This is a genomic window from Nostoc sp. JL33 (assembly GCF_017114985.1).
Lineage (GTDB): Bacteria > Cyanobacteriota > Cyanobacteriia > Cyanobacteriales > Nostocaceae > Nostoc.
In genome coordinates, this window is the sequence record NZ_JABXKP010000049.1 from 47,434 (window position 1) to 70,452 (window position 23,019).

At 42.0% G+C, this 23,019-nt stretch carries 18 protein-coding genes; 4 read left to right on the forward strand and 14 right to left on the reverse strand.

The window, feature by feature from the left end:
- Positions 1-222 precede the first annotated feature (222 nt).
- Positions 223-831 (forward strand): HD domain-containing protein, encoded by a 609-nt coding sequence (locus tag HWQ23_RS12820; protein WP_292828718.1) that lies wholly within the window; start codon positions 223-225, stop codon positions 829-831.
- A gap of 37 nt (positions 832-868) precedes the next feature.
- On the opposite strand, the gene HWQ23_RS12825 is transcribed toward HWQ23_RS12820, so the two are convergent.
- The 8 genes from HWQ23_RS12825 to dpdE all read right to left on the reverse strand — a co-directional run bounded on the left by HWQ23_RS12825 (position 869) and on the right by dpdE (position 9,268).
- Positions 869-1,621 (reverse strand): lipoate--protein ligase family protein, encoded by a 753-nt coding sequence (locus tag HWQ23_RS12825; RefSeq protein ID WP_292829040.1) that lies wholly within the window; start codon positions 1,619-1,621, stop codon positions 869-871.
- A complete protein-coding gene (locus HWQ23_RS12830) occupies positions 1,614-1,805 on the reverse strand; it encodes a hypothetical protein (RefSeq protein ID WP_292828721.1) in 192 nt (63 codons plus the stop codon). Before HWQ23_RS12830 ends, HWQ23_RS12825 begins: the two co-directional genes overlap by 8 nt.
- The gene (locus HWQ23_RS12835; protein WP_292828724.1) at positions 1,771-2,250 is read right to left on the reverse strand and encodes a YbjN domain-containing protein; all 480 of its coding nucleotides are present in this window, start codon (positions 2,248-2,250) and stop codon (positions 1,771-1,773) included. The genes HWQ23_RS12830 and HWQ23_RS12835 overlap by 35 nt, the downstream gene beginning before the upstream one ends.
- Positions 2,251-2,373: 123 nt before the next feature.
- Positions 2,374-3,324 carry an AAA family ATPase gene (locus tag HWQ23_RS12840; protein WP_292828727.1) on the reverse strand — a complete coding sequence of 317 codons (951 nt, stop codon included), beginning with the start codon at positions 3,322-3,324 and terminating at the stop codon, positions 2,374-2,376.
- A gap of 214 nt (positions 3,325-3,538) precedes the next feature.
- Positions 3,539-4,633, reverse strand: a complete 1,095-nt coding sequence (locus tag HWQ23_RS12845) for a DUF4350 domain-containing protein (RefSeq protein WP_292828730.1) — start codon at positions 4,631-4,633, stop codon at positions 3,539-3,541.
- Positions 4,634-4,782: 149 nt separating this feature from the next.
- Positions 4,783-5,175: a hypothetical protein gene (locus HWQ23_RS12850; protein WP_292828733.1), complete on the reverse strand. Its 393-nt coding sequence runs from the start codon at positions 5,173-5,175 to the stop codon at positions 4,783-4,785.
- Positions 5,168-5,725 (reverse strand): Panacea domain-containing protein, encoded by a 558-nt coding sequence (locus tag HWQ23_RS12855; protein WP_292828736.1) that lies wholly within the window; start codon positions 5,723-5,725, stop codon positions 5,168-5,170. Before HWQ23_RS12855 ends, HWQ23_RS12850 begins: the two co-directional genes overlap by 8 nt.
- 231 nt (positions 5,726-5,956) lie before the next feature.
- Positions 5,957-9,268: a protein DpdE gene (dpdE, locus tag HWQ23_RS12860; protein ID WP_292828739.1), complete on the reverse strand. Its 3,312-nt coding sequence runs from the start codon at positions 9,266-9,268 to the stop codon at positions 5,957-5,959.
- Positions 9,269-9,382: 114 nt separating this feature from the next.
- Between dpdE and HWQ23_RS12865 the strand changes: the two genes are divergently transcribed.
- The 3 genes from HWQ23_RS12865 (at position 9,383) to arfB (ending at position 10,912) form a co-directional block, all read left to right on the forward strand.
- Entirely contained in the window at positions 9,383-9,574 is a 192-nt protein-coding gene (locus HWQ23_RS12865) for a hypothetical protein (protein WP_292828742.1), read from the forward strand.
- Between the two features lie 622 nt (positions 9,575-10,196).
- Positions 10,197-10,451, forward strand: coding sequence for an RNA-binding S4 domain-containing protein (locus HWQ23_RS12870; protein ID WP_292828745.1), 255 nt, complete (start codon positions 10,197-10,199; stop codon positions 10,449-10,451).
- A 47-nt stretch (positions 10,452-10,498) separates the two neighbouring features.
- Complete coding sequence (gene arfB, locus HWQ23_RS12875; RefSeq protein WP_292828748.1) at positions 10,499-10,912, forward strand: alternative ribosome rescue aminoacyl-tRNA hydrolase ArfB; 414 nt, start codon at positions 10,499-10,501, stop codon at positions 10,910-10,912.
- A 135-nt stretch (positions 10,913-11,047) separates the two neighbouring features.
- Here the strand turns inward: arfB and HWQ23_RS12880 are convergent, their stop codons facing one another.
- The 6 genes from HWQ23_RS12880 to HWQ23_RS12905 form a co-directional block, all read right to left on the reverse strand.
- Positions 11,048-11,332, reverse strand: coding sequence for a hypothetical protein (locus tag HWQ23_RS12880; RefSeq protein WP_292828751.1), 285 nt, complete (start codon positions 11,330-11,332; stop codon positions 11,048-11,050).
- Positions 11,333-11,883: 551 nt separating this feature from the next.
- Positions 11,884-12,438, reverse strand: coding sequence for a pyridoxamine 5'-phosphate oxidase family protein (locus HWQ23_RS12885; RefSeq protein ID WP_292828754.1), 555 nt, complete (start codon positions 12,436-12,438; stop codon positions 11,884-11,886).
- Positions 12,439-12,798: 360 nt separating this feature from the next.
- A complete protein-coding gene (locus HWQ23_RS12890; RefSeq protein WP_292828757.1) occupies positions 12,799-13,323 on the reverse strand; it encodes a DUF937 domain-containing protein in 525 nt (174 codons plus the stop codon).
- 261 nt (positions 13,324-13,584) lie between these two features.
- Positions 13,585-14,832: a bifunctional sterol desaturase/short chain dehydrogenase gene (locus HWQ23_RS12895; RefSeq protein ID WP_292828760.1), complete on the reverse strand. Its 1,248-nt coding sequence runs from the start codon at positions 14,830-14,832 to the stop codon at positions 13,585-13,587.
- Positions 14,833-15,034: 202 nt separating this feature from the next.
- The gene (locus tag HWQ23_RS12900) at positions 15,035-15,658 is read right to left on the reverse strand and encodes a Uma2 family endonuclease (RefSeq protein ID WP_292828763.1); all 624 of its coding nucleotides are present in this window, start codon (positions 15,656-15,658) and stop codon (positions 15,035-15,037) included.
- Between the two features lie 154 nt (positions 15,659-15,812).
- Complete coding sequence (locus HWQ23_RS12905; RefSeq protein ID WP_292828766.1) at positions 15,813-22,937, reverse strand: AAA family ATPase; 7,125 nt, start codon at positions 22,935-22,937, stop codon at positions 15,813-15,815.
- Positions 22,938-23,019: the final 82 nt, after the last annotated feature.

The window sequence follows — 23,019 nt, forward strand, 5'->3', positions numbered from 1 at the left end:
GTGTCACTCACTATACCCACCTTTTGATAGAAGCAGTGATACTATTTATTTGTGTGAGGAGCAAGTTAAAAATAAAAAGCGTCTGGGGTGGAAACACGGCAACACTCCCAGGCGCTTTTTAATTGGTATGCAGAAAAAAGTTCTTGCAGATTCGCCAGAATTATTGAGATAATCACCTACAGTTAGAAATCCAGTCAACCCCACCCACAATCAGAAATCTAGGTGCAAATCAATCGCCTGACTCAACAAATTCAGTTCATCATTGAGATTGATCGATTGAAGCAAGTGATGCGCCAAACCCTACTCACTGATGGGTCACGCCGGGAAAATAGTGCGGAACACTCTTGGCATTTAGCAGTGATGGCGATCGCATTAGCAGAATATGCCCCAGAGGGTGTTGATATATTCCATGCGATCAAAATGCTGCTAATTCACGATTTGGTAGAAATTGATGCAGGTGACACCTTCTGTTACGATGTGCAGGGTAATGAGAGTAAGGCAGAACGAGAAGCACAAGCAGCGTTGCGCTTATTCGGCCTTTTGCCAGCAGATCAAGGTAGGGAGTTGCGTTTACTTTGGGATGAGTTTGAAGCAGGAGAAACACCCACCGCCAAGTTTGCCGTAGCCCTAGACCGTATACAACCTTTGTTGCAAAATCAGCAAAATGGGGGTGGAACTTTGCATATTCATAGCATTAGACGTGACCAGGTGATGAAACGATTAGCACCTGTAGAAACGGGTGCGCCGGAACTTTGGCCGTTTGTTTTGCAAGTAATTGATGGTTTTGTCGCCGCAGGATATTTGAAAGATGATACTGCCCTAATTACTTAAGATTTTCGCGCTGAAATTCTGTTCTATTTCTATCCCATCAAATGGACTGAGAACCAGCCTCCGAAATCGGTTTCGTCAAAATTTCCTTCCACTCAGATGAGGAGAGGGGTTTTACCTCTATCTGGATATCAAAACAATTACTAGCTGCGACAACCAAAGCTGCAATAATCTTTTCAATACTCAGGTTTTGGGGTAGTTGTACATTCGTAAAAGATTCTGCACCAAATACTTGCTTGAACAGTTCAGCATCGGGTTGCAAACGGATTGAACCATGTTGCAAAATTACCCCACCACGTCGCAGTTGAGCGCTACCAATGAGTTTGGCACCATCTGGCAAAACTAAATCTGCACTAGTTGCTGTGCCAAAACAGTTAGGGTTGTGGATGTAACCTCGCCCAGCCGTACCGTAATCTAATTCTACGCCAAGCGATCGCCACCCTTGAATCAAAAACTCACAAATTTTTTCGTACACCTGGAGGCGACTACCCGTCAGCCCAGATGTGATTACAGCGTAAGTTAAATCACCTTGGTGTAGCACCGCCCGTCCACCGCTAGGACGCCGCACTAAATCCAGTTTTTGCCCAAGCCAAGTTAAATGTTGCCAATATTCAGGGTATTGGCGTTGATGATAGCCGAGAGAAATGGCAGGTGGCGACCAGGTATAAAACCGCAGAGTTGGCGGATGCTTTCCAGACTGGTGCTGTTCTAGTAACCAGTGGTCAATCGCCATCTGCACATTGCCGTCTGCTTCTAGCAAAGGAATTAGTCGCCAAACCTGATTGCTATGCATCCGATGCAGCAAAAGCCGAATCTAAAATCGTTCGACTGAGCGTAGCCGTTCGCGTAGCGTTCCGCAGGAAAGTCCAAAATTCAAAATCGTTCGACTGAGCGTAGCCGTTCGCGTAGCGTTCCGCAGGAAAGTCCAAAATCCAAAATTCCTTAAGTCGCACCAAATTCAGTTTGTAAAGCTTCATCGTTATTATCAGCGATCGTTGCCACAACGGTAATCAGCCGAGACACTTCGCCAGGAGATAACTCCGCTAAGGTGCGTGTTGATATCACAACCACGCGGTTTTCAATAATACCAAAACGCGCTTCAAAAGTACTGGAGCAGTTCAACTCCAACAGATAACGCATCAGCTTAGGTTCATCTTTGGCAGGTAAATTTAGCACCGCAGACCAAACCGTTATAGTGTTTTCATCGCTTGTCCCGTTGAGTTGGACAAATACTTGCACACTTCCGTACTTAAATTTCCAGAGATAACCATTCTCTGGAGTGTGGCTAACCATCGCACTGTCATCTTGTTCCAGAGAGTCGATGACATTTTCAATTACCTCCACATGGTTGATGCTTGCCCTCTCGGCGATTAGCTCATTAATGGATTCGTTACTAGTTAGGGTTTCTTGGGGGCTTGTCATACAGATTTTTTCTCAACATACTGACTGTTTGATCTACACATACTTTATAACTTCTGGAGGCAGTTAGTTTAAGCTTACTTTTGCGGCTACTTCCCAAATGCCCATATAGCCGTAGGAATTTTTTCACCTGGGAACTGGTACTTGATTAATTACCGACGCAATTACCGCATCCATTTGTAAACCATCCAGCATCGCTTCTGGTTTCAAAATGAGACGATGACGTAGCAGTGGCGATGCAACTGCTTTAACATGATCTGGTGTTACAAAATCCCTTCCACCTAACCACGCTAGGGCTTGAGATGTCTGCAACCAAGCACCGGCGGCGCGAGGCGATGCACCCAAAGTTAAATCGGGATATTGACGCGATGTTCTCACCAACGCCAACAAATAATCAACGATCGCTTCTGATACTTTAACTTCTTTGACTGCTTGTCGTGCTTGCAAAATGTCCGCTACTGTTGCGATTGGTTTCAAACGGCTAATATCTAAACGCCGTGCTGCAAAACCCGCCTGACGATTGAGCAACATTTGCTTTTCGGCAGCTTGATCGGGGTAATCTACCACCAGCTTAAATAAAAATCTGTCTAACTGTGCTTCTGGTAAGGGATAAGTCCCCTCAAATTCCAGAGGATTTTGGGTTGCAATTACCCAAAATAAATCTGGTAATGGCAAACTTTCACCATCTAGCGTTACCTGCATCTCTTCCATCGCTTCTAGTAGCGCCGCTTGTGTCTTGGGAGGAGTACGGTTGATTTCGTCTGCTAGCAGCACTTCGGTAAATATTGGCCCTTTTTTCAAAGTGAAATTGCGGCTATTCAAGTCAAAAATATTTGTACCAGTAATATCTGAAGGTAAAACATCTGGTGTTAGTTGAATCCGGCGAAACTCCCCTTGGATTAACTGCGCCAACACTTTTACTAGTAGGGTTTTACCAGTTCCCGGTACTCCTTCCAAAATTACGTGTCCACCCGCTAGCAGCGCTACTAAGACTTGTTGTATTAGGCTAGATTGTCCGACAACTACTTGATTAAGACCTTGAGCAAGGCGAATTAAGATAGGATGGGTTTCGCTCATATTTTTTTATTGATAAGGGATTTCCAAATAAACGTAGACGCGGAGCGGCTTGCCGCAGGCTACCACAGAGACGCAGAGAACACAGAGAGAGGAGAAATAGAGAGGATTTTTGCGTCGGTTTTGGGATATTTTTTTTATTTAGAAGTCCTTAAATAACCAACGCACAAATATTATGCATAATTCCAAAAATTAATTTTGAATTATGAATTATGAATTATGAATTATGAATTTCCCTAATGTTTCTCCATTTCCCCAACCAGCTTAACAGTTCTCGTTCACTGATGGGTTGTTTGCGAGATTGTAGCTTTAAAACTGCATCTAGTTCTGCTGCACTTGCGCCTGTTTTTTCTATCCAAAAATTGATCAAGGCTTCACGTTCTAAAAGTATTTGCCCTAATCCCAAGGCTTTTTGGAGTTGTAGTTGTTCTTGTTTACCCACCATCTCAACAACAAAGTCGGCGGTATCAGCTTTCTGCAACACTCCCGCTAAAGCTTGGATGTATGCCTCGCTATTATCTACAACTGCTGTATTTAAAGCTACTGGCTTGCCAAAACGGCGATTCTGCGCCCAAATTAGCAGCAATAGCAGGATACCTACTTGCAGTAATATTGGAAATAAAGGAGTTTTAGCAAAAAAACTAGATAAATCTCCTTCGCTTTCTTTCTTCCTGACATCGGCATCTTTATAGCCGTGGATGTATTCATCGACAAATACTGTGTTACCTTTTTCAGTTACTAAACTGGCTAGATACTTGAAATTACTTAAATAATCTTGGTAGGCGTTGGCGGCTAAATAAGGAGTTGTAGAAAAAATCACCTTTCCTTTTTTGTAATTTTCTTCCCAGACAACAGCACCAAAGCGATCGCCTAAATCAACTTGCTTTTGGTTAGCTTTTTTATATCGTCTACGTGTATCAATTTTAATATCACCTTGGGGAGATTTTTGCATGGTGCTAAACTCCGCTTCTGTAACCCGCGCCCCCGCACCCAAAATTACCAAAGTATTTCCTTTTTCTACCCATTCACGCTCTTGACTATCCAGCGTCGTCTGCCTTGGATATCCGCTTACCTGTAGCAAGGTAACAGGGTTGTTATCTGGCTGAATGTCACTAAAAGGCTTTTGCCAGCGTTTGATAGAAATTCCCTGCTGTTGCATAAAAGCATACCAAGCACCATAGCCATCGGAGGCGCGATTATAGGTAGAGCCAGTGTTAATTTTAGTATTATTGGGAGCCGCAAACAAACTCAGTAAAACGATCGCACCTAGTGCGATCGCTCCTATCCAAGCAAGGCGATTTGAACGTTTCATTGCGTTTGAGTATCACTATAATCACTTTGTTTCAGTATCACTAGCGTTAATACTTACTTATTTTTCAGGTAAAGTCAAAAATATAATTAATCTTATTTCAGTTTCCCAGCACTACGCGCTCTCTATATATGACTGCGAACTATGAGATATTACGGTATTCCCAAGAAAGCTTTCAGAGCAGTTTTATACCTCTTCTTCAACCGCTTGGAGACTAAACCACCTTGCTGAATCTGTGTAATAACAGCCATCGAACAAGTCCCTTTCGGAATAGGGCTACCAATGGTAATCAAACCAGCTAGTTGAGTAGCATCCATCTCACGAGCAAACTGATAAGCTATTACCGACTCATGGACTATAAAGCTTGGTGTACCTGAACCTGGTAGGAGAACACAGGAAGTTTCAGAATTGGGTCTGCGGGTAGTGACATTGACGAATAGATAGTTGCTTTCAGAAGTTTGTGCAATTGCGATGTAGAGGTGTTCATTGTTGGGAGGCGTATCCAGCAAAAACGCATCTCCCAAATTAATGGTGATGCTAACCATTCAAAACCCCATCTAGATATGCTTCTCGAATAGCTTCTTGCTGAATTTCCTCGATTTCCTCGTCACTCTTGCCCACATTTTTGAGGATATCCTCTACCGAAATCGGAATGGCAGAGCCATGAGGGTTTTTCCACTCTGGAAGGTCATGAGTCCACTCAGCAACTTCAAAAGGGTCAAGATGCCCAAAAGTTTCATAAACCTGCTGAATGATTTCCTCTTCCTCTTCACAAAGGTCTTCGTCTCCTGGATCATGCAATAAGGAAACATGATTTTCATCACGAGGAGAAATGAATTTAGACCAGAGAGGTAAGGCATCATCAACCGGCTTCCCCTTGATTAAGTCATAAACGCCGCTAAGTACAGGGCCGTAATCCATCGACACATAATGATCACCAGTAATCGGTTGTTCCATGCGTTTCAATGCAACACGGTCAGCTATGTAAAGCATCTTAAGTAAGCTTAAATACTTCATAGGCTTACCATGCAGCTTTAAGAGTACTGCTGCGGCTTCAACGGCTTTCTCAGGATGAAACCGAAACTGGATTAGCATAAGCATTCTGAAGCGATCGCTTCACACTAGTACAATTTTATTGTAAACCCTGGCGATCGCTGACACATTACCAAGGGCAGAGCAAATGATCATTCTCGGTAATAAACAAGATTAAACTCGTTGTCATTTCCATGCTGAACATGAAAACAACAACGAGAATAAAAACCTACCTAACCCCTTTTTGCAGGCAGGTTTAACGAGGATATTATGGCTATTTAACCGCACATAATATCACTCAAATTGCACAAGCGATCGCCCCGATACAATAATGAAACCGACAGAATCAAGCCTCAGAAGGGGCTGGCGAATTCCCTCTAGAATGGCTGCATTTAAAGCAGTTTCTATCTTCAATTCTTCAGCTAGTGCATTATCCCAACTTTGCTGGTTTAGACGTAGGCGTAATTGTTCTACTCTATTGTCTAATTTCTTTTCGGCAACAGTAGCGCAACTTTGGCATAACTCAATAAAATCGGGACGATTTGAGAGTAATTCCGAAGAAGTGTTACGCACTTGATAACAAAAATTTTGCCATTTACTAGAGTCAACAAAATCGTCAATAATTCCTAAGCGCTCTTTTGCCAGATTGTAATCTCTTCCTTGATTATTGTTTTTATCTTTATATGAACGTTGCAAAATACTTAAGATTGCTTTATCCTCAACAACACGTATTTGCTCGTTGCGACCATCAACATAGATAGTTTCTATAATTGGCGGAAATAGAGCATCAACACGTCGCTGCAAGATTTTGAATTGAGAATTATCTAGTTTGTAATCGGTTAAAACTTGTTTGACATTTTTTAAATTTGTTTCGACTACATAATTACATTGGAAACCGAACCACTCCTTCCCTTCTTTCGCATCCCAAGATGCATCAGTGCGCCACATCGCAAAGGCTTCACCTCGGTCATCCCAGTTTATATAGTTTAAGAGTGCTTCTACAAATCCTTCCCCAATCCGAAAAAGTTTAACACCAGAATTCTGATTTGCTACCCGGCGATTATAAGTACCAAATTGGTCTAAAGAACTATCAGCAAAACGGTTTTTTAACTCATTTATGGGAACCAATGTCCGCGTTGTCGGTTGATAACGTCGCATCTCTGATGAATCTGGATTATTTTGTCCCCTGAATCCCAGCGCGTCACAAATCCAGCCTTCAATTGCTCGTTTAATTTCTAGATGACGAGCATCGTAATTATCTAAATCTTGAAAATATTCGGTGGCAATTTCATCGTTAGCATCAATTTCATCTAGAGTATTTTGTTCGCTAATTTTCACTATTTCCGTTTCAATTTGCGACTGAATTGGCTCAATCATCTCTAATAATCCAGCCGCACTTGATTCAAACAAAACTGTTTCTAATTCGGCAAGTTTCTCATCCACATAAAACTGGAGACTGGCAATTGATTGTTGGAAAATACCAAACCCATCTTTCAATACTTTATACCAAGCATTGTGAGGGCTATCTTCCAAGTAGGGGCCAATTAAGGCACTAGATTGGATGCCAATTTTGCTGCCAATGCGGTCAAGTCTGCCAATTCTCTGTTCTAATTGATTAGGCGACCAAGGAAGGTCAAAATGAATTAACCAATCGGCAAACTGGAGGTTACGCCCTTCTTCTCCAGAGCGATCGCATACTAGAATAAAGCAGTTTGGGTTATTCTTGAACCTATTTAAGCCTTCCTCAACTTTGTCTGGTGATTCTCCAAATTGATGGCTAGCTACTGTCTCTGTACCAAAGATATTAGACAAATACCGGACAACTTCTGCACAAGTTTGCACAAAACTGGTAAATACAATAAATTTGGGCAGAATATCACCAGAAATTGGTCTCTTGATTCTCTGCTGTATTCTCGTAATGAATTCGTTTTGATTCTTGCGGACGTTTGCGGGAATTTTGAAGTATATACCTAGCTGATTCAGCAGCACTGTTTTCAAATTTTCCGTCCGTTCACCGTCCTCTTGAGGTTGACGAATAATTTTTAGTAAGGATTGCAGAATCTCTTCTTCGCCTGAGAATTTGGGGGTTGTAGTTAATAGGCGAATATCATCTTCTTTAAACTCCTGGATGAGCTTAGTATTAGGTTTACCACTTAAACGTGCGGCAATTACCTGCTCTAAAATGCCTAACCAAGTACCAGAAGCTAGAAATAACAGCAGAAAGATTCGCTGATATTGTTTTTCACCAGGAGCGACACTACGCCATTGATTGAGGAGTTCGTGGATATCAGGCGATCGCTCGTCTAAATCATACTCTTCTTTCGGCGTAAAATTACGGTCAAATATCACATCTTCCACAGCAGCGCGACGGTTGCGAAGCATTCGGCGGTGTAGTCGATAGATATCGCTGACGTGGACGCGAATCGCTTGGACGATTTGCTCTTGCTCAGTAGAATTTGCTTGTAAACAATTTTCTAAATCATCCGCCAGCTTCAGTAAATACTTATCCTCAGCAAAGAGGTTTCGCAATTGCTGCAAGTTACTTTTGAGAACAAGAGGTTCTGCACCTTCTTTAAAAGAAAGTAAAAGTTTACCAATTTGCTGACGGCTTTCAACTTTGGCGCGAAAACCTGCTAAATCATCAAGTTTATAGGTTGTCGGGTCGAGCAAGTGCAACATTGCCAGAAAATCCTGCTCATGATTGAGAACAGGAGTGGCAGATAATAAAAGTAAGCGATCGCTTTTATGAGCAATATTTTTGCAAGTCTCAAAACGCTGGCGCACTGCTGCATCCTTAGAGGTTGCCATTGCTGCAATGTGATGGGCTTCATCTAAAATTAAGCAGCCTATCCTCGCTTTCAGGTTAATTTTATGAATATCTTCAACCGCCAGCACCGCTACCCGTTTGGGAAAATGGGAGATGTAAAACTTGTTTTCTAACTCAGTTTGCCATTGTTTGAGCAAATATTGCGGAACTATGATCACCGCACCTTTTTTCGGTTCATCGAGAAGAAATTGACGCAGAATCGTACCCGCTTCGATGGTTTTTCCAAGTCCCACCTCGTCTGCTAGCAAGTAGCGTTGAATTGGATCTTCCAGTACCCGCCGCACTACTTCAACTTGGTGAGGATAAAGATTAATATTTGCTGAAATCAGTCCCGTCATCCCGCGACTGACAGCGCGTTGCTGAATCAAGGATTTCACGAAAGCCAGCCTTTTGTCGTGGAAGTAAGGCGTTTCGTGACCCTTCATCGCCAGAGTTTCGATGGGGTTTGTGTTGGGTAAATTGCAACGAACGTAAATGTCTTCTTCAGTAGCGATCGCAGTTTTCTTATCTGGCAAATCAATTTGATACATTTCTGTATCTTCATCCCAGATGAAAATTCTGCCAACTATCCATTTATCCTGGGTTTGGGACTTGATATAGCATCGAGCTTGTGGTTCAAGCCTGACTTGAGAGAGCGAATTTAAAGGTAAAGTTTTTTGCAGACGTTGGCCTATGGAGCAGAAATACTCAACGTTCGCATTAGTATCAGATATTTCCGTAACTTTTCCTATACCCAAATAGTTATTCTGGGACTGTACTAATAAACCGAGCTTAATCATAGAACCAGTCCCCTGAACACACTAAAAGAACCTTCCAGACTAGTTTCTTCACCTATATCTGGCAGTTTTGTCGATCAATATTATAGATAATAAATTGGTATTACAGTTTTTGTTATGGCGATGTCTACGATGGGCGTAGCTGCGGCTCCACCACAGCCAATTAGTAAAATCAGCCCAAAGGTTGATTTTCGTTCTAAAAGTTTACCTCAGCAAGCTACACCTCCTACTCATCATTTTCTCAAGAGTCTTTGGCTGGGAACGCTCCTCATTGAGGCTCCGCCTCCCTTACTCGCAGCAGCCCAATAAGCAGCATTTCCAGCCTCTGACTGGAAACGTTATATCTTGCACCTGCCTATCCCGCCTGAGAATAAATTCTCTTTTCTTATAGCCCAAGTCCACTAAGCGTGGACTACAACCCTTACTTAGTCTTCAATAGACAGACTTTAGCTATAAGCCTGGTGAATTCATTTTGAGGCGGCCGTGGGGACTGGTGCAAGTTCTGAGAAACGAAGTTTTAAAGGAGTTTTAGCTTAAGTTGACACCCATGAGCAATGTTCTCTACAACACATGAGATTCAATTAAATAAAAACTCCTCTAAATTCACATTCGTTAGTAAAGTTTTGCGTAAGGGACTTCCAACAAATAAATTACCCAATATTGTGGGGTGGGCCGAAAAGCCCGCCCGTATAGAAAGGCGGGCTTTTCGGCCCACCCCACAAGAAGTAGTTGAGTATTTTTTTATTTGGAAGTGCCTAAAAGCGTAGCATTTTTAAATGCACAGAGACGCATTGCCATTGCAGAGTATTGCCAAATTTAATTTGCTACGAATTTATCAGATGCTGTACTTAGCTGATCATGTGGTGCAACAGATTTAAGCTTTGGCTTGATAACGCCACGATACAATTAAGATCAAGTACCTTTATTTACTATGAAGAAAATCAGAGACAACACAATTAAGTTAAATCAATTTTTAAAGTTAATGGGTATAGTGCCAACTGGAGGTCAAGCCAAGTTGATGATTCAAGGTGGCGATGTCCAAGTAAACGGTATGCTGGAAACCCGACGAGGGCGGCGACTAGTACCAGGTGATAAAGTAACAATAGAAGGACAAACTTTAGAAGTGAATTTGAACAACAATGAAGACCAAGACGTAGTAATAGATTTTACCGAACAAACCGAGTAAAGGGTTTTTATCCCAGATTTAAAAGTTCTTCTTTTGCCTTGTGAGTAATGCTGCAAATTTCCAACAAAGTTATTATCCCACAGAGTGATATTGAAATTAGTGCGATTCGTTCGCAAGGAGCGGGAGGCCAAAATGTGAATAAGGTTTCCACTGCGATTCACTTGCGTTTTGATATTGGGGCTTCATCATTACCAGATTATTATAAACAACAGCTTTTAAAGCTGAATGATCGACGCATCACCCAAGAAGGAGTTGTCGTAATCAAAGCCCAGGAACATCGAAGCCAAGAGAACAATCGGGAGTCAGCATTGAAACGACTTCAAGAACTCATTCAAAGCGCAGTTGTAGTGACAAGAAAACGCAAACCCACCAAACCAACTCGCAGTTCTCAAAGAAAGCGCCTTGACTACAAAAGTAAGCGCGGACAGGTTAAGTCTAACAGAGGGCAGGTGAGCGAATAATTATTAATTCATAATTCATAATTCATAATTGTTGGTACAGAGCAAATCATTTTATTGATGGAGAAAAATAAATTTTTAACCTTTGGCGCTCAATTTTATTGCAAAATCTTACCAGAGAATTAAGACTAATTCCTTCTATGGACTGTGGTCAAGTTCATGACTTAGTTGGTTAGCTTGATAGAAACTATTAAAGGTGAAAAAGATGAATAAGACATTACTAACGATTTTGATGCTTGCACTCTTACTCTTATTCATCATCTCTCCCTTTGCTGCCCTTGCTAGTCTAATGCTGATAGTGTTAGTTTCCGCGTTTTTCTCTTTACTAGGAAACTTGTTCCAAGCAATTATTGGTGGCGATACCATTTCAAATAAACCTTGAAACATATAAATTTCTCGTAGGGGCATAGAGAAAAAGCTCATTGGTGTCAACTTAAGTCAAAAAGCTCATTGCACAGTCATTTTACCCCACACGCCAGGTGCTTCTCCCTACAGCCCTGCGGGCATCCTACGGCAGGCACTAGCCACGCGCGTGAGGGAGAAGGGGAGACGCGCAATTTCCAAGTCGGCAGAGCGCAAGGGCGCACTGGCTCCCCTTAATCCCCTCCCCGTGAACAAAGAGGGGAGATTTTGTCGCAAGACAAAAGCGGGGTGGGGTTGCGAGGGCATAATTAGTAATTGAGTGGACTTGGTATAACGCAATTTGCTTGGGTTTCACGTTAAGTTGACACTAATGAGCTTTTTCTGTGCCCCTACCAACGTACTTGTATCATTATTAAAGTGAAACGGTATGACACCAACCCTAAAAGGTCTTAGGCAGTGCGTTATGGCGTTAAGCCTAACGCACCCTACAAGCGACGAACTTTGAGCTTAAAAATCAATTTTCATCTTGAAAGAGATACCACCAACTCGGTTGGTTCTCTCACTGTCAGCAAAAACTTCCTAGCCAAATCCTTTATTAAACTCACGGCTGTTTAAGGTAATTTACTCAGTGGTGTGGCTAAACCGTCAATACTGACGTGATTTCTCTGCTGTTGAAATTCTCGAACTCCTTCTTCGCCTTTTTTACTAGCCCAGTTTACTAAAGTTTGGCGCTGACCTTGATATTTATAAAGTGGTACGCCAAAACCACAGGAAGTCTGTATTTTTTCAATGTCAGCGATGATAATTTGACGAGTTCCAGGAATCGGCACAAACAAAGAGTACAAGGAGTCCCAATCTGGAGAACTCGGTAAAATCGTCTTTCCTTGACCGTAAAGACGGAGGATACACGCGGGTTCCTCAAAGGCGCAAAACATGAAGGTTATCCGCCCATTTTCTTGCAAATGGGCTGATGTTTCGTTACCACTGCCTGTAAGGTCTACGTAACCTACTCGGTTGGGTGAGAGGATGCGAAAGCAGTCCAAACCTTTAGGAGACAGGTTAACATGATCCGTAGGACTCAAGGGTGCAGAACCAACAAAGAAAAGGTGTTGGGCTGCAATAAAGTCTTGCAGTTGCTCAGTAATACAGTCAAAAAATTTAGACATAGACTGTTTGATTTATATTTGCAAATTTTTCATGTTCTCAGCCTATGTCTTGGTTAAATATCTAGCAAGACCTAATTGCCGATGTTTGAGCACAAGTGGCTGATCATAAGGGAGTGGGGAGTGGGGATTGGGGAGTATTAGCGCTCTTTTATGATTCTCACCAGATAAAAATCAGAAACCTTTCTTGTGATTAGTTTTTATAAATCTAGACGTAGGCGTAGGTTGGATTGAGGAACGTAGCTCGCTTCCCGCAGGGTAATCCAACACCAAGAATCGTTGATTTTATTGGGTAACACGAATGTTCAACCCAACCTACAAATATTTTATTTTTTCAGAGTAATAAAAGAGCGTTAGGAATTTTTACTGTCTCATATACCGACTAGCCATTTGCATGGCATCAGCGATATCGACATCACCATCGCCGTCAGCATCCAAGAAAGAATTCAGTACGGGATTGCCGCCAGCTTGGGGATTGTGAGCATTTGCACCTGAGTGCAAAAAATTCAGCACCAAAGGTACTGCTAAAGGCAGTATTTGTTGAACTATACCAGCATCCAATCCAGTGCGCTGGGCAGCAACCTCAGCTACCTGCTGTTGTATCTGAGGAGAAAACAGCGAATTGACGGCTTCGGGGTTAGGTGAAGTACCAGCATATTGATTCACTAGACTTTGTGCGGCTTCATTACCATCTGTGGCTTGCTTGTCTTGTAAAGCAGAACGCACTTGACCACCCACAATTGACAAAACTGATTGGATGGTAGACGGGTCTGCGCCTGTGCGATCGCTCAGTTGTTGTACAGTGTTAACAATATTTCCCAGCTGACCTAAGCTGCCCTGTTGATTAGGATTAGCGACGGCACCAAGAATTTGATCGAAAAGTCCCATAAGTTTGTTTCTCTGTTTGTTCTCAAAAAGCTTGCCAAAACTGGTTTGAAGTCTTTTGTGTAGGCGGACTTTTGTAAGTCTACTAAAAGATTACAACAGGCAATGGCAAGTAATTTTACCCTGATGTTTTTCTAGCACAATCTGATATACGCTCGCTAGCCCCAGACGAGTATAACGCACCTTACGAAAGTGGTAGGTTCTCAAGTCTAAGATCCTACCTAAACTACTTGAAATAGTCACTGGTTTATTACCTGGAAATTATTAGCTTTTCGCTGTTCGGCTAAAAACTCGATAGTATAGCCATGTACTAGTTTCCTTTAAGGGAAACAGCAGATAGGTAAGAGGATTTATCGTCACAATAATATTTCGGAAGTCTCGCCGTGCCAAAAATAAGATACCACGAGCAACTTGCTGTGCAGACATCACTCCATAGGGATTGAGTTGACTCTTAAACGGGCCAAGAATTAACTTACGAATTACACAATCCGCGTCCAATCGCTTCAGGGTAACAATATCTCCTAGCGCTCGTTTGCTGAGTTCATAAAGCGGACTTAACGCTGGAGACACCTCAGCCTCAGAAGTGTTTATCCAGATTTCCTTCGTTGCTTTTGCTTGTGGCCCTGTTACAGTTGTCAAAAATATATCCATCAACCGCAATGCTGAAAAGGTATTCACCTCATAGGAGGAGTTGATAGCCTCTGCTGTGCGGCTGGTGTAGACATTGACCCCGTGGTTGATAATTAAAATATCTACTTTCTCTAAACTATTCCTCAGATTGGCTTCATTGCCCAACTGCCAGGGAACCACCTTCACCCCAACTTGCTCTACTAATTTTTCTGGATTAGTGGTTAATGCGACGACTTTAGCATTATTATTTACAAGTTCAGCCGCTAATGCTTGCCCCAACGCTCCTGATGCTCCAGTTAAAGCGACGGTTTTACCCTTGAGAGACAGTCCTGTGCCAAGAATTTTATCCACTAAGGGAAACACCCCACTGTAGTAAGCGTTGACATCATCAAAATGATGCCGCCAATGATAAGACCGATTCACCCACCAAAAGGATGGAATTGTCTCTAAAGGGCCGGGTAGGTGGTTGTAGTCTGTATCAATTTTTCCCTGAAAATACCGCACAGACGCGCCATATAAGAAGGTGCAAGCATAAGCTACTCCCAGCCATAACCCCATTTGCTGGACAATTAAAGCTATGACTACCAATACCACCAACAGTAGACTCGACTCTAAAATGTCGTGATAAAGCTGGGATTCTTGATAAACTTTCAGAGAAACTATCGATAAATCCCGGCGATAGGCCATGTGGTGCTTGTTGTGCCATTTTGCAAGCCAATTGACTTGGTGACACAAAGCATGGTAGCTGTCTCTCAAGACCTCAGCGAGTAAAACTGAAAAAAGCCCCCAACTAGCAAACTGTAAGCTGGCATTTAGCCAAACCCAATTAATTTGTAATCTTGCTTCAATTGCAATCAAGTTTTCAGCTAGCATTTTTATCATGTTTGTCTATAGTAGGGAGAGATGGTAACAATTCAAAATTCAAAATTATTGCATTAAAGACATTTTGCCTACGGCACGCTCTTTGCGTTCAGACTCTTATTTAAACCCTTTAATTTATGGTAAAGTTACTTTATCAGCAACGCTAGCAATTTTCTATGTGTCCTAATTACGAATTACGAATTTTTTAATAGACACCGTGAATTTAGCTGACCACACCAGCGCGAAAAATTTGTTCTGCGGTTAAATTCAACTCTGGAAAAGTTGGTGATTGGATACGGTCATTACCTCGAAATTTATTAATTAGATACTCACCTTCCTCCAAACAGCAAACCAAGATAGTAGGTTGTTTTGGCTTGCCAATGAATTCCCTACCGCCTAATGCGGCATAGTCCACAATCCAGTATTCAGAAATTCCCATTTGTTCATAGTCAGCGTATTTTTTGTGGTAATCATCACGCCAATTAGTACTCACTACCTCTACTACTAAAGAAATAGATGCGGCTTGGCTAACAGTAGATGCTTTTTTCCATAGAGGCTCGTTTACTAAATTAGGCTGATTTAATATCAGGACATCTGGTGAATAAGCTGATTCGTTTTCAAGTGGTTTGACAAATACTGTTTTTGGGATGAGATAGGGAAGATTTAATCGGTCTAATTCAACACTAAGTTTTCTAACTAAAAATCCAACGACCTCTTCATGATCACCTACTGGTTGTGCCATCTCAACAATTACTCCATCATGTAGTTCATAACGCCGTTGTGGGTTGTCTGGGTATTGAGCAACAAATTCATTGAATGTAACTAGTTTGCGTAAGGCTTGAATCATGGCTTTATTCCTGAAAGCAAAACTGATATGAGGGTGAAGGAGGTAGGCGGGAGAAAAAAGACTTATTTTAAGCGTATTGCAATTCTGAGGCTTGTTAATCTTTTGAACTCAGTTAATGAGTCTTTGGACTGGATGAATCCACCTTTGATCCTGGTTATAAGTCTAATAAGCCGATCGCCTTGACTAATTCCTCTGGATCTACAGGCTTGGAAATATGCAGTTGAAATCCGGCAGCGATCGCTTGCTGATGATCGATCTCGCCAGCATAGGCAGTTAAGGCGATCGCTGGAATTGTCCCGCCTTCCTCTGGTTCCAGACTCCTCACCTGTCGCATCAGCATATAACCATCCATTTCTGGCATACCGATATCGCTAATGATCAGATTTGGCTGGGATTGACTCAGCGCAGTTAAAGCTGCAATGGCTGAGGCTGCAAAGATAACAGTTGCACCATATTGCTCTAGCATAAAGGGCAAAAATTCTCGCATATCTGCATCATCATCCACCACGAGAATCTCTAAGCCAGACAAGGGCAAGGACTGAGCCGCTACAAGTGAGGAGTTATCTTTTGCATCCTTGATTCCTTTGCTTTCATCGTGTAAGCATGGAAGTCTGACGGTGAAAGTTGCTCCTTTACCTTCGCCCAGACTTTCTACTTGAACAGTTCCCCCGTGAAGTTCTACGAGATGGCGGACGATCGCTAATCCTAAACCTAAACCGCCAAAATTTCGAGTTGTGGCACCGTCTGCTTGACGGAAATAATCAAAGACATAAGGTAAAAACTCAGGTGCAATCCCCTTTCCTGTGTCAGTGACGCAGATTTGTAGCTGTGAGCCGACTTGCTCTAATTTGATTTTTACCTCTCCCCCCGTGGGAGTAAACTTAATCGCATTAGAAAGGATATTCCAAATGACTTGTTGCAATCGATTGGCATCGCCTAAAACTTCCCCTACACCAGATTCAAAAATTGTTTGAATCTGGATAGACTTAGCCTCCGCCGATAAACGCACTGTCTCGATCCCAGCTTCAATGACTGATACCAAATTAATCTGATCGAAGTTGAGATTAAGTTTACCCTGAAGGATGCGGGAAACATCAAGCAAATCTTCAATCAATTGAGTTTGTAACTTGGCGTTGCGCTCAATGGTTTCTATGGCGCGATCGCTTGTTGCTTGATCAAGCTTGCGGGTTCGCATCAGTTTTGCCCAACCCAGAATCGGGTTAAGCGGTGTTCTCAATTCATGGGACAGCACGGCTAGAAATTCATCTTTGATACGATTTGCTGATTCCGCAGCGCTTCGTGCCGTTCGTTCAGCTTCATAGAGATGGGCACGAGCGATCGCTTGGGCGCATTGTTGAGCAACAGCCAAGATAAACGCTTGATCTTCTCCACTAAGTAGTTGGAGTTTGGCAAATCCCAAACTTATACCGCCAACTGCCCAACCCTCTACCATCAATGGAATAGAAATCCAGCTATCAAAGTTATATTGGGCGTAAATTTCTGCCAAATGCGGGTAACGAGCAACCCGATTTTCTGTTGTTTCAGCCCAAATAGGTTTCCCAGTCCGCACAGCTTCTGCCAAGGGAGAGGGTGAATCGATTGGAAAATACCGCCAAGTGTCCAGCAAATCTTGGTTATAGCCAACCGCACGCACAATTTCCAGTTCAGTTTTACTTTCATTCAGCAAGGCGACGAGGGCACAACTGGCTCCCAAGGCAGCCATGCTCTGCTCTACAATGACTTCAGATACTTGGGCTGGTGTCAGCGATTCTGAAAGGGCAGCCGTGATCGATTGCAGACGGGCAATGCGCTCTAAGGCTCGCTCTGCTGTTGTTTGTGCTTGCTGCGCTTCTTGGTAAAGGCGGGCATTATCGATGGCGATCGCAGATCGATGGGCAATATCTTCCGCTAGTGACAAGTCAGCCGTGCTGTAACGACGTTCTGATTCAGCAGTCACAAAGGAAATAGCACCAAAAATCCGTCCACGTGCCATCAATGGCAATATTATACATGACTTTAAACCAAGTTCACGCAGAATCCGCAGATATTCTGGATCTGCGTTGGCAAAGCCCGTCGTAGACATCGCTGCTGCTAGGGCTGCATCGGAAATTTCAGCTACCATTTCAGCAACTCCTGTACGCAGCACTTCCGGCACACCTCCAGGTGCATCTAACTTTCTCGGATAAAGCTGATAAAGTTGCCAACCGAGTTTAACTTTCTCTGGATCACGGTGGGCAACTGCTACCCGATTAATTGATTGATTGTCTTGCAGGAGATCAACGCTGCACCAATCGGCGAAGTAAGGCACAACTAGGTTTGCCACAGTTGCTAGCGTGCTTTCGTAATCGAGAGAAGAGGCGAGTGTTGTACTGACTTGAGCCAAAAATGCTGCTCGTTCTTGATCGGCTTCTGCTTCTTGTCGGGCGGTTTGCTCTTGAATCAGTTGGATACGTTCGGCTTCAGATTGTTTGCGCTCGGTGATATCAAGCACAACACCACTCATGTGTGTAGCTTTACCAGCTTCGTTAAAAAAGGCTTTTCCCCGACAGGCTGCGTAGCGGATACTGCCGTCATCTTGAATAATTCGATATTCTAAATTATGCTCCACGCCTTCTGCGATCGCTCGACTCAACGATTGAGCTAGCAATTCTCGATCATCTGGATGCAGGCGGGCTAAAAGTGCTTCGGAGGTGCCAGCAAAGGTTGCAGGTGTTAACCCAAATAGTTGATAAATTTGCTCATCCCAGTCAAAGCGATCGTTGGTAATATCCCAACTCCAAACACCAATTTGAGCAGATTTTAACGCCAGATTGAGTTGTGCTTGGCTGTCTTCTAGACCTTGATAAAGACGAGCATTTTCTAGAGAAATGGCAATTTGAACTGTCAAGATTTCCAGTACCGAAAGTTTTTCCTGTGTAAAGGCACTGGAAATCAGATTGTTTTCTAAATATAAAATACCAAGTAATTTCGACTGACGAGCGATCGGCAAACAAAGTACAGATTTAGGTTGGTTTTGAATTACATACTCGTCTTTTGAAAACAGATTCTGCTCAGTGGCATTCTGTAAAATCACTATTTCTTGAGTTCGCTGCACATAATTCAGTATTGATTGAGGAATAATCTGTGAAATTTCACCTGCTAATATAAGTCGAGAAATATTCAGCTTTTCTGCTTGGGGATTAACCTTAGCTTCTACTTCGATCACCATATTTTGCTCGTGTTCAAGCAACAAATAACCGATTTCTGCTCCTGCTTGCTCGATGACAATTTGCATTAATGTTTTCAACAACCGTGAAAGAACAATTTCACTAGATATGGTTTGAGAGGCTTTCACTACTGATAAAAAGTCTAGATGTTCGCCTGTAGTGAAAAACGTTCCGTTAGAGACAAGCTGTTGTGGTAATAGCTGAGGATAGGATTCTTCGAGGTGCTTAACTTTAGCGATCGCCTCCCAGCGCACATAGGCATTTTTAGCTGCTTGTAAGTAGGTTTTGGCAATTAATTCAAACTCTCGCTCCAAGTAAAACTTAGCACATAGCTCATTAGCTAAAGCTTCATATTGCACAAATCCCTGCTCACGGGCTGAAGCAATTGATTGCTCATACAAGCGCATTGCTTCCAAGTCCCTACCTTCAATCCGAGCTATTTCAGCAGCTACTAATTGAGACTTGTTTAAGAAGTTTGCAGGGCAGTGGTTAGCCCAGTATTGCAATTGCTGCTGATGGGATTTTAGGATTTGTAAAAACTCTTCTTGCTCTTGAGAAGTTACTGTTGGATAAATAGCCGTTAGAGTCAGTGAGTAATATAAAACATAATCTGTTTCAATCAGTAATGCCAGTGTCGTAACTGGTAAATTGGACAATTTTAAGCCATACTTAAGTGCTTCTGCATACTGGCCATAGGTAAAAAAAATAATTAATTTTATAATGTGATAAAAAATAATTCCACTGACAAAACCTGCATCTGTAATAATAGATATAGCGCGTGATTCATTAAATTCATCATTACTTAGAGTTAGGTTATGGTGAGTCAGTCCACGCAGATTCATCAGTAGCATCTGCTGTAATCTGATTGTCTGATAGACAGCCTCATGTTTAGACTGACGGGCGAATGCAGTATATTTTTCTAGAAATTTGTATGTTTCTGTAAGTGGAAAACCTAACTGGATAATTTGCCACGAGCTTTGATAACCATTGTAGTTCGCCATCGTCACATCACCTGCTTCCACACAGCCGATAAATCCCTGCTCTAAAAATGGAATATCGGTAGAAATATGGTTACGCCAAACGTTAATATGACTTCCATGAATGTGCAAAACAACTCCTCTAAGTTTCAAGCCATGCAACTTTTCATTTAATTGAATTGTCATCTCGGAAAATGCGTACCCTGTAGGTATATCATGGAAGATGGAAACCAACAACATGGCATACATGCTGTAGGCAAAACAAGAATCTTCCGTATTCCCAAACTTGAGTGAGTAGTTAACTGCTTTAAGTACGATTAAGGGAAAGAGATGGGGTCTACCAAGATAAGTAGGTGGCCACAAAGCTGTCAACAGACTAATCAGTGTCTTAATATTTGGATCTTCGCTCACCGGGGCATTAATTAAATCAGATACTTGTCTCTCACCTAAATTTATTAATACCTGGTTTTTCTCAATAGCGATCGCACTTTGCACTTCCTGATTTGAATCAGGAAATGTTACCCCAAAAAGTTTTAAAGCTTCTAATCCCGATGTCAGCGTTTCTTCATACCTACCTGCAACTTGGTAGAGTCTGATTTGCAGCATATAAATATTAGATTTATCCACAGAGGATGCTGCTTTAATAAATAGTAACTGAAATAATTCTTCCGCTTGCTCTAAATTCCCTGTTAAGAATTCACACTCAGCCCGTTCTCTAAATAAAATAAATGTTTGCTCATATTGCTCAACCCAGGCATTTTCAGCTAAAATATTCATGGCAACACTAAAAAATATTTTAGCAGTAGTGTAGGCTGTATAAGCTTTTGCCTTTTTACCAGCGATTAAATTCAATCGCACCAATTCATTTTTTTCTGTTTGTTCAATAATCAGATCACCCGCTAGATTTAGTTGATTTACTAAATCAAAAATTTGCTCATTCACTTGTTCAAGACTCGCATTTCTGAGCAAAATTCGCCCAATCTTCAGGTGAACAGCCGACTTTGATTCATCGGCAATTAAGGCATAGGCAGCTTGTTGAACTCGGTCATGGTAGAAACGATACTTTTTCTCAACACTTTCATCTGGCTCAATGGAAATAATTAATCCTCTTAAAATTGCTTCAATAAGTGCATTTGCCGTTTCTTCAATAGATTGTTCACCAACGATCGCTAAAATTTCTAAATCAAAGCGATTACCAATACAGGAGGCTAACTTTAGGACTTGTTGAGTTGCTTTTGGTAATTTTTGCATCCGCCCAATCATCAAACTGACAATATTATCTGTAATACCTTGAGCTTCAATCTCAGCTAGATTCCATTGCCACCCCCCTTTACTTCCCCCCTTGCTAAGGGGGGATTGAGGGGGGTAAAAATTTAGTAGATTTTCTTGATGCAGTGTTTTGAGAAATTCATTCACAAAAAAAGGATTACCGTCAGTTTTTTGGATAATTAATTCAGCAAGGGGTGCTGCTTGTTCTGGTGAACTATGTAAGGTATCAGAAATCAACTGATTTACATAGGCAAGATTCAACGGTGCAAGAATAATTTCAGTCGTTCTTACCCCATGTTGCCGAACCTTCTCTATCATCAAATTGAAGGGATGCACAACATCCACTTCGTTATCTCGATACGCTAAAATGAAGCAGAGATATTGGATACTAGAGCCAGTAATAATAGTTTGAATTAAATTCAAAGTAGCGCTATCTGCCCACTGCATATCATCCAAAAAAACAGTGAGTGGATGCTCTTTTTGAGCAAAGACGTTGATAAAATTCTGAAACACTAAATTAAATCGGTTTTGAGATTCAGCAGGCCCCAACTCTGGTATAAAAGGCTGTTCTCCAACGATTAGTTCAACTTCTGGAATTACATCTGTGATTAGTCTACCAGTGTTACCTAATGCTGCTTGTATTCGCTTTTTCCAGGTAGCAAGTTGAGCTTTAGGTTCAGTTAAAATTTGTCGAGCCAGTGTTTGAAAAGCTTGAACAATAGTGGAATAAGGAATATCTCGTTTGTACTGATCAAACTTCCCACAGATAAAAGCCCCGCGTTCTCTGACAATCGGCTTGTGAATCTCCTTCACAATAGAAGATTTACCAACGCCAGCATAACCAGAAACTAACACGATTTCTGGTTTTCCTTGACTAATAACTCGCTCAAATGCTTGTAAAACTTTGGCAATTTCTTGTTCTCGCCCATACAATTTTTGAGGAATTTGAAAGCGTTCAGAGATATCTTGTTCACCCAAAACAAAGGATTGGATTTCTCCGGTTGTCTCCAATTGCTTTAAGCACCGTTCCAGATCAAATTGCAAACCTAAAGCGCTTTGATACCTCTGTTCTGCAACCTTCGACAGCAATTTCATGATGATGTCACAGAGCATTTGGGGAATATCAGAGTTCAGCTTTGCCGGCGATAGCGGAGATTTGGCAATATGACAATGCACCCACTCTAAGGCATCTTTACCTTGAAATGGTAGCTGACCTGTGAGCATCTCATAAAAGGTAACTCCCAGAGAATACAAATCGCTGCGATAATCAATTCCTCGATTCATCCGCCCGGTTTGCTCAGGTGACAAATAAGCTAAACTGCCTTCAATGCGACTGGAACTGCTAACCCTTTGCTGTTCATAGGGAATAAAAGCAGCAATTCCAAAATCGGCGATTTTGACCTGATTAGTTTCGAGGTTAACTAAGATATTTTGCGGTTTAATATCCTTGTGGACAATGTTACAAGTGTGGATTTGTGCAAGTTTGCTGGTGATTTCAATGGCAATCTTCAGAAATGGAACAGGCTGTTGAAATTGGTCTAAAAACTGGTCGAGCGATCGCCCGCCAAAATCCTCCATAATTAAATAAGGGATTCCCTGGTGCATCTCTAAGGCGTAGGTAATGAGGGCTGCTGTGGTGTTTAACCTTTGAGCGATCGCATACTCATGTTTGAGTTGTTCAATATTATTCGGTGTACACTGTTCTGGACGTAGCCCTTTGATAATTACCGGACACTGATCTTTAACCTTAATTCCACGGTATATGACTGCTTTTACCCCTGCTTTTAACAAAGTGACAGTCTGAAATCCGGGTAATGCAACCATCATGCAAAATACTCCAGGCGTGCTTCTTCAGGGATAATCCGAGCTTAATTGTATTTTAGATACATTTCTTTAGATAGGTTAAATT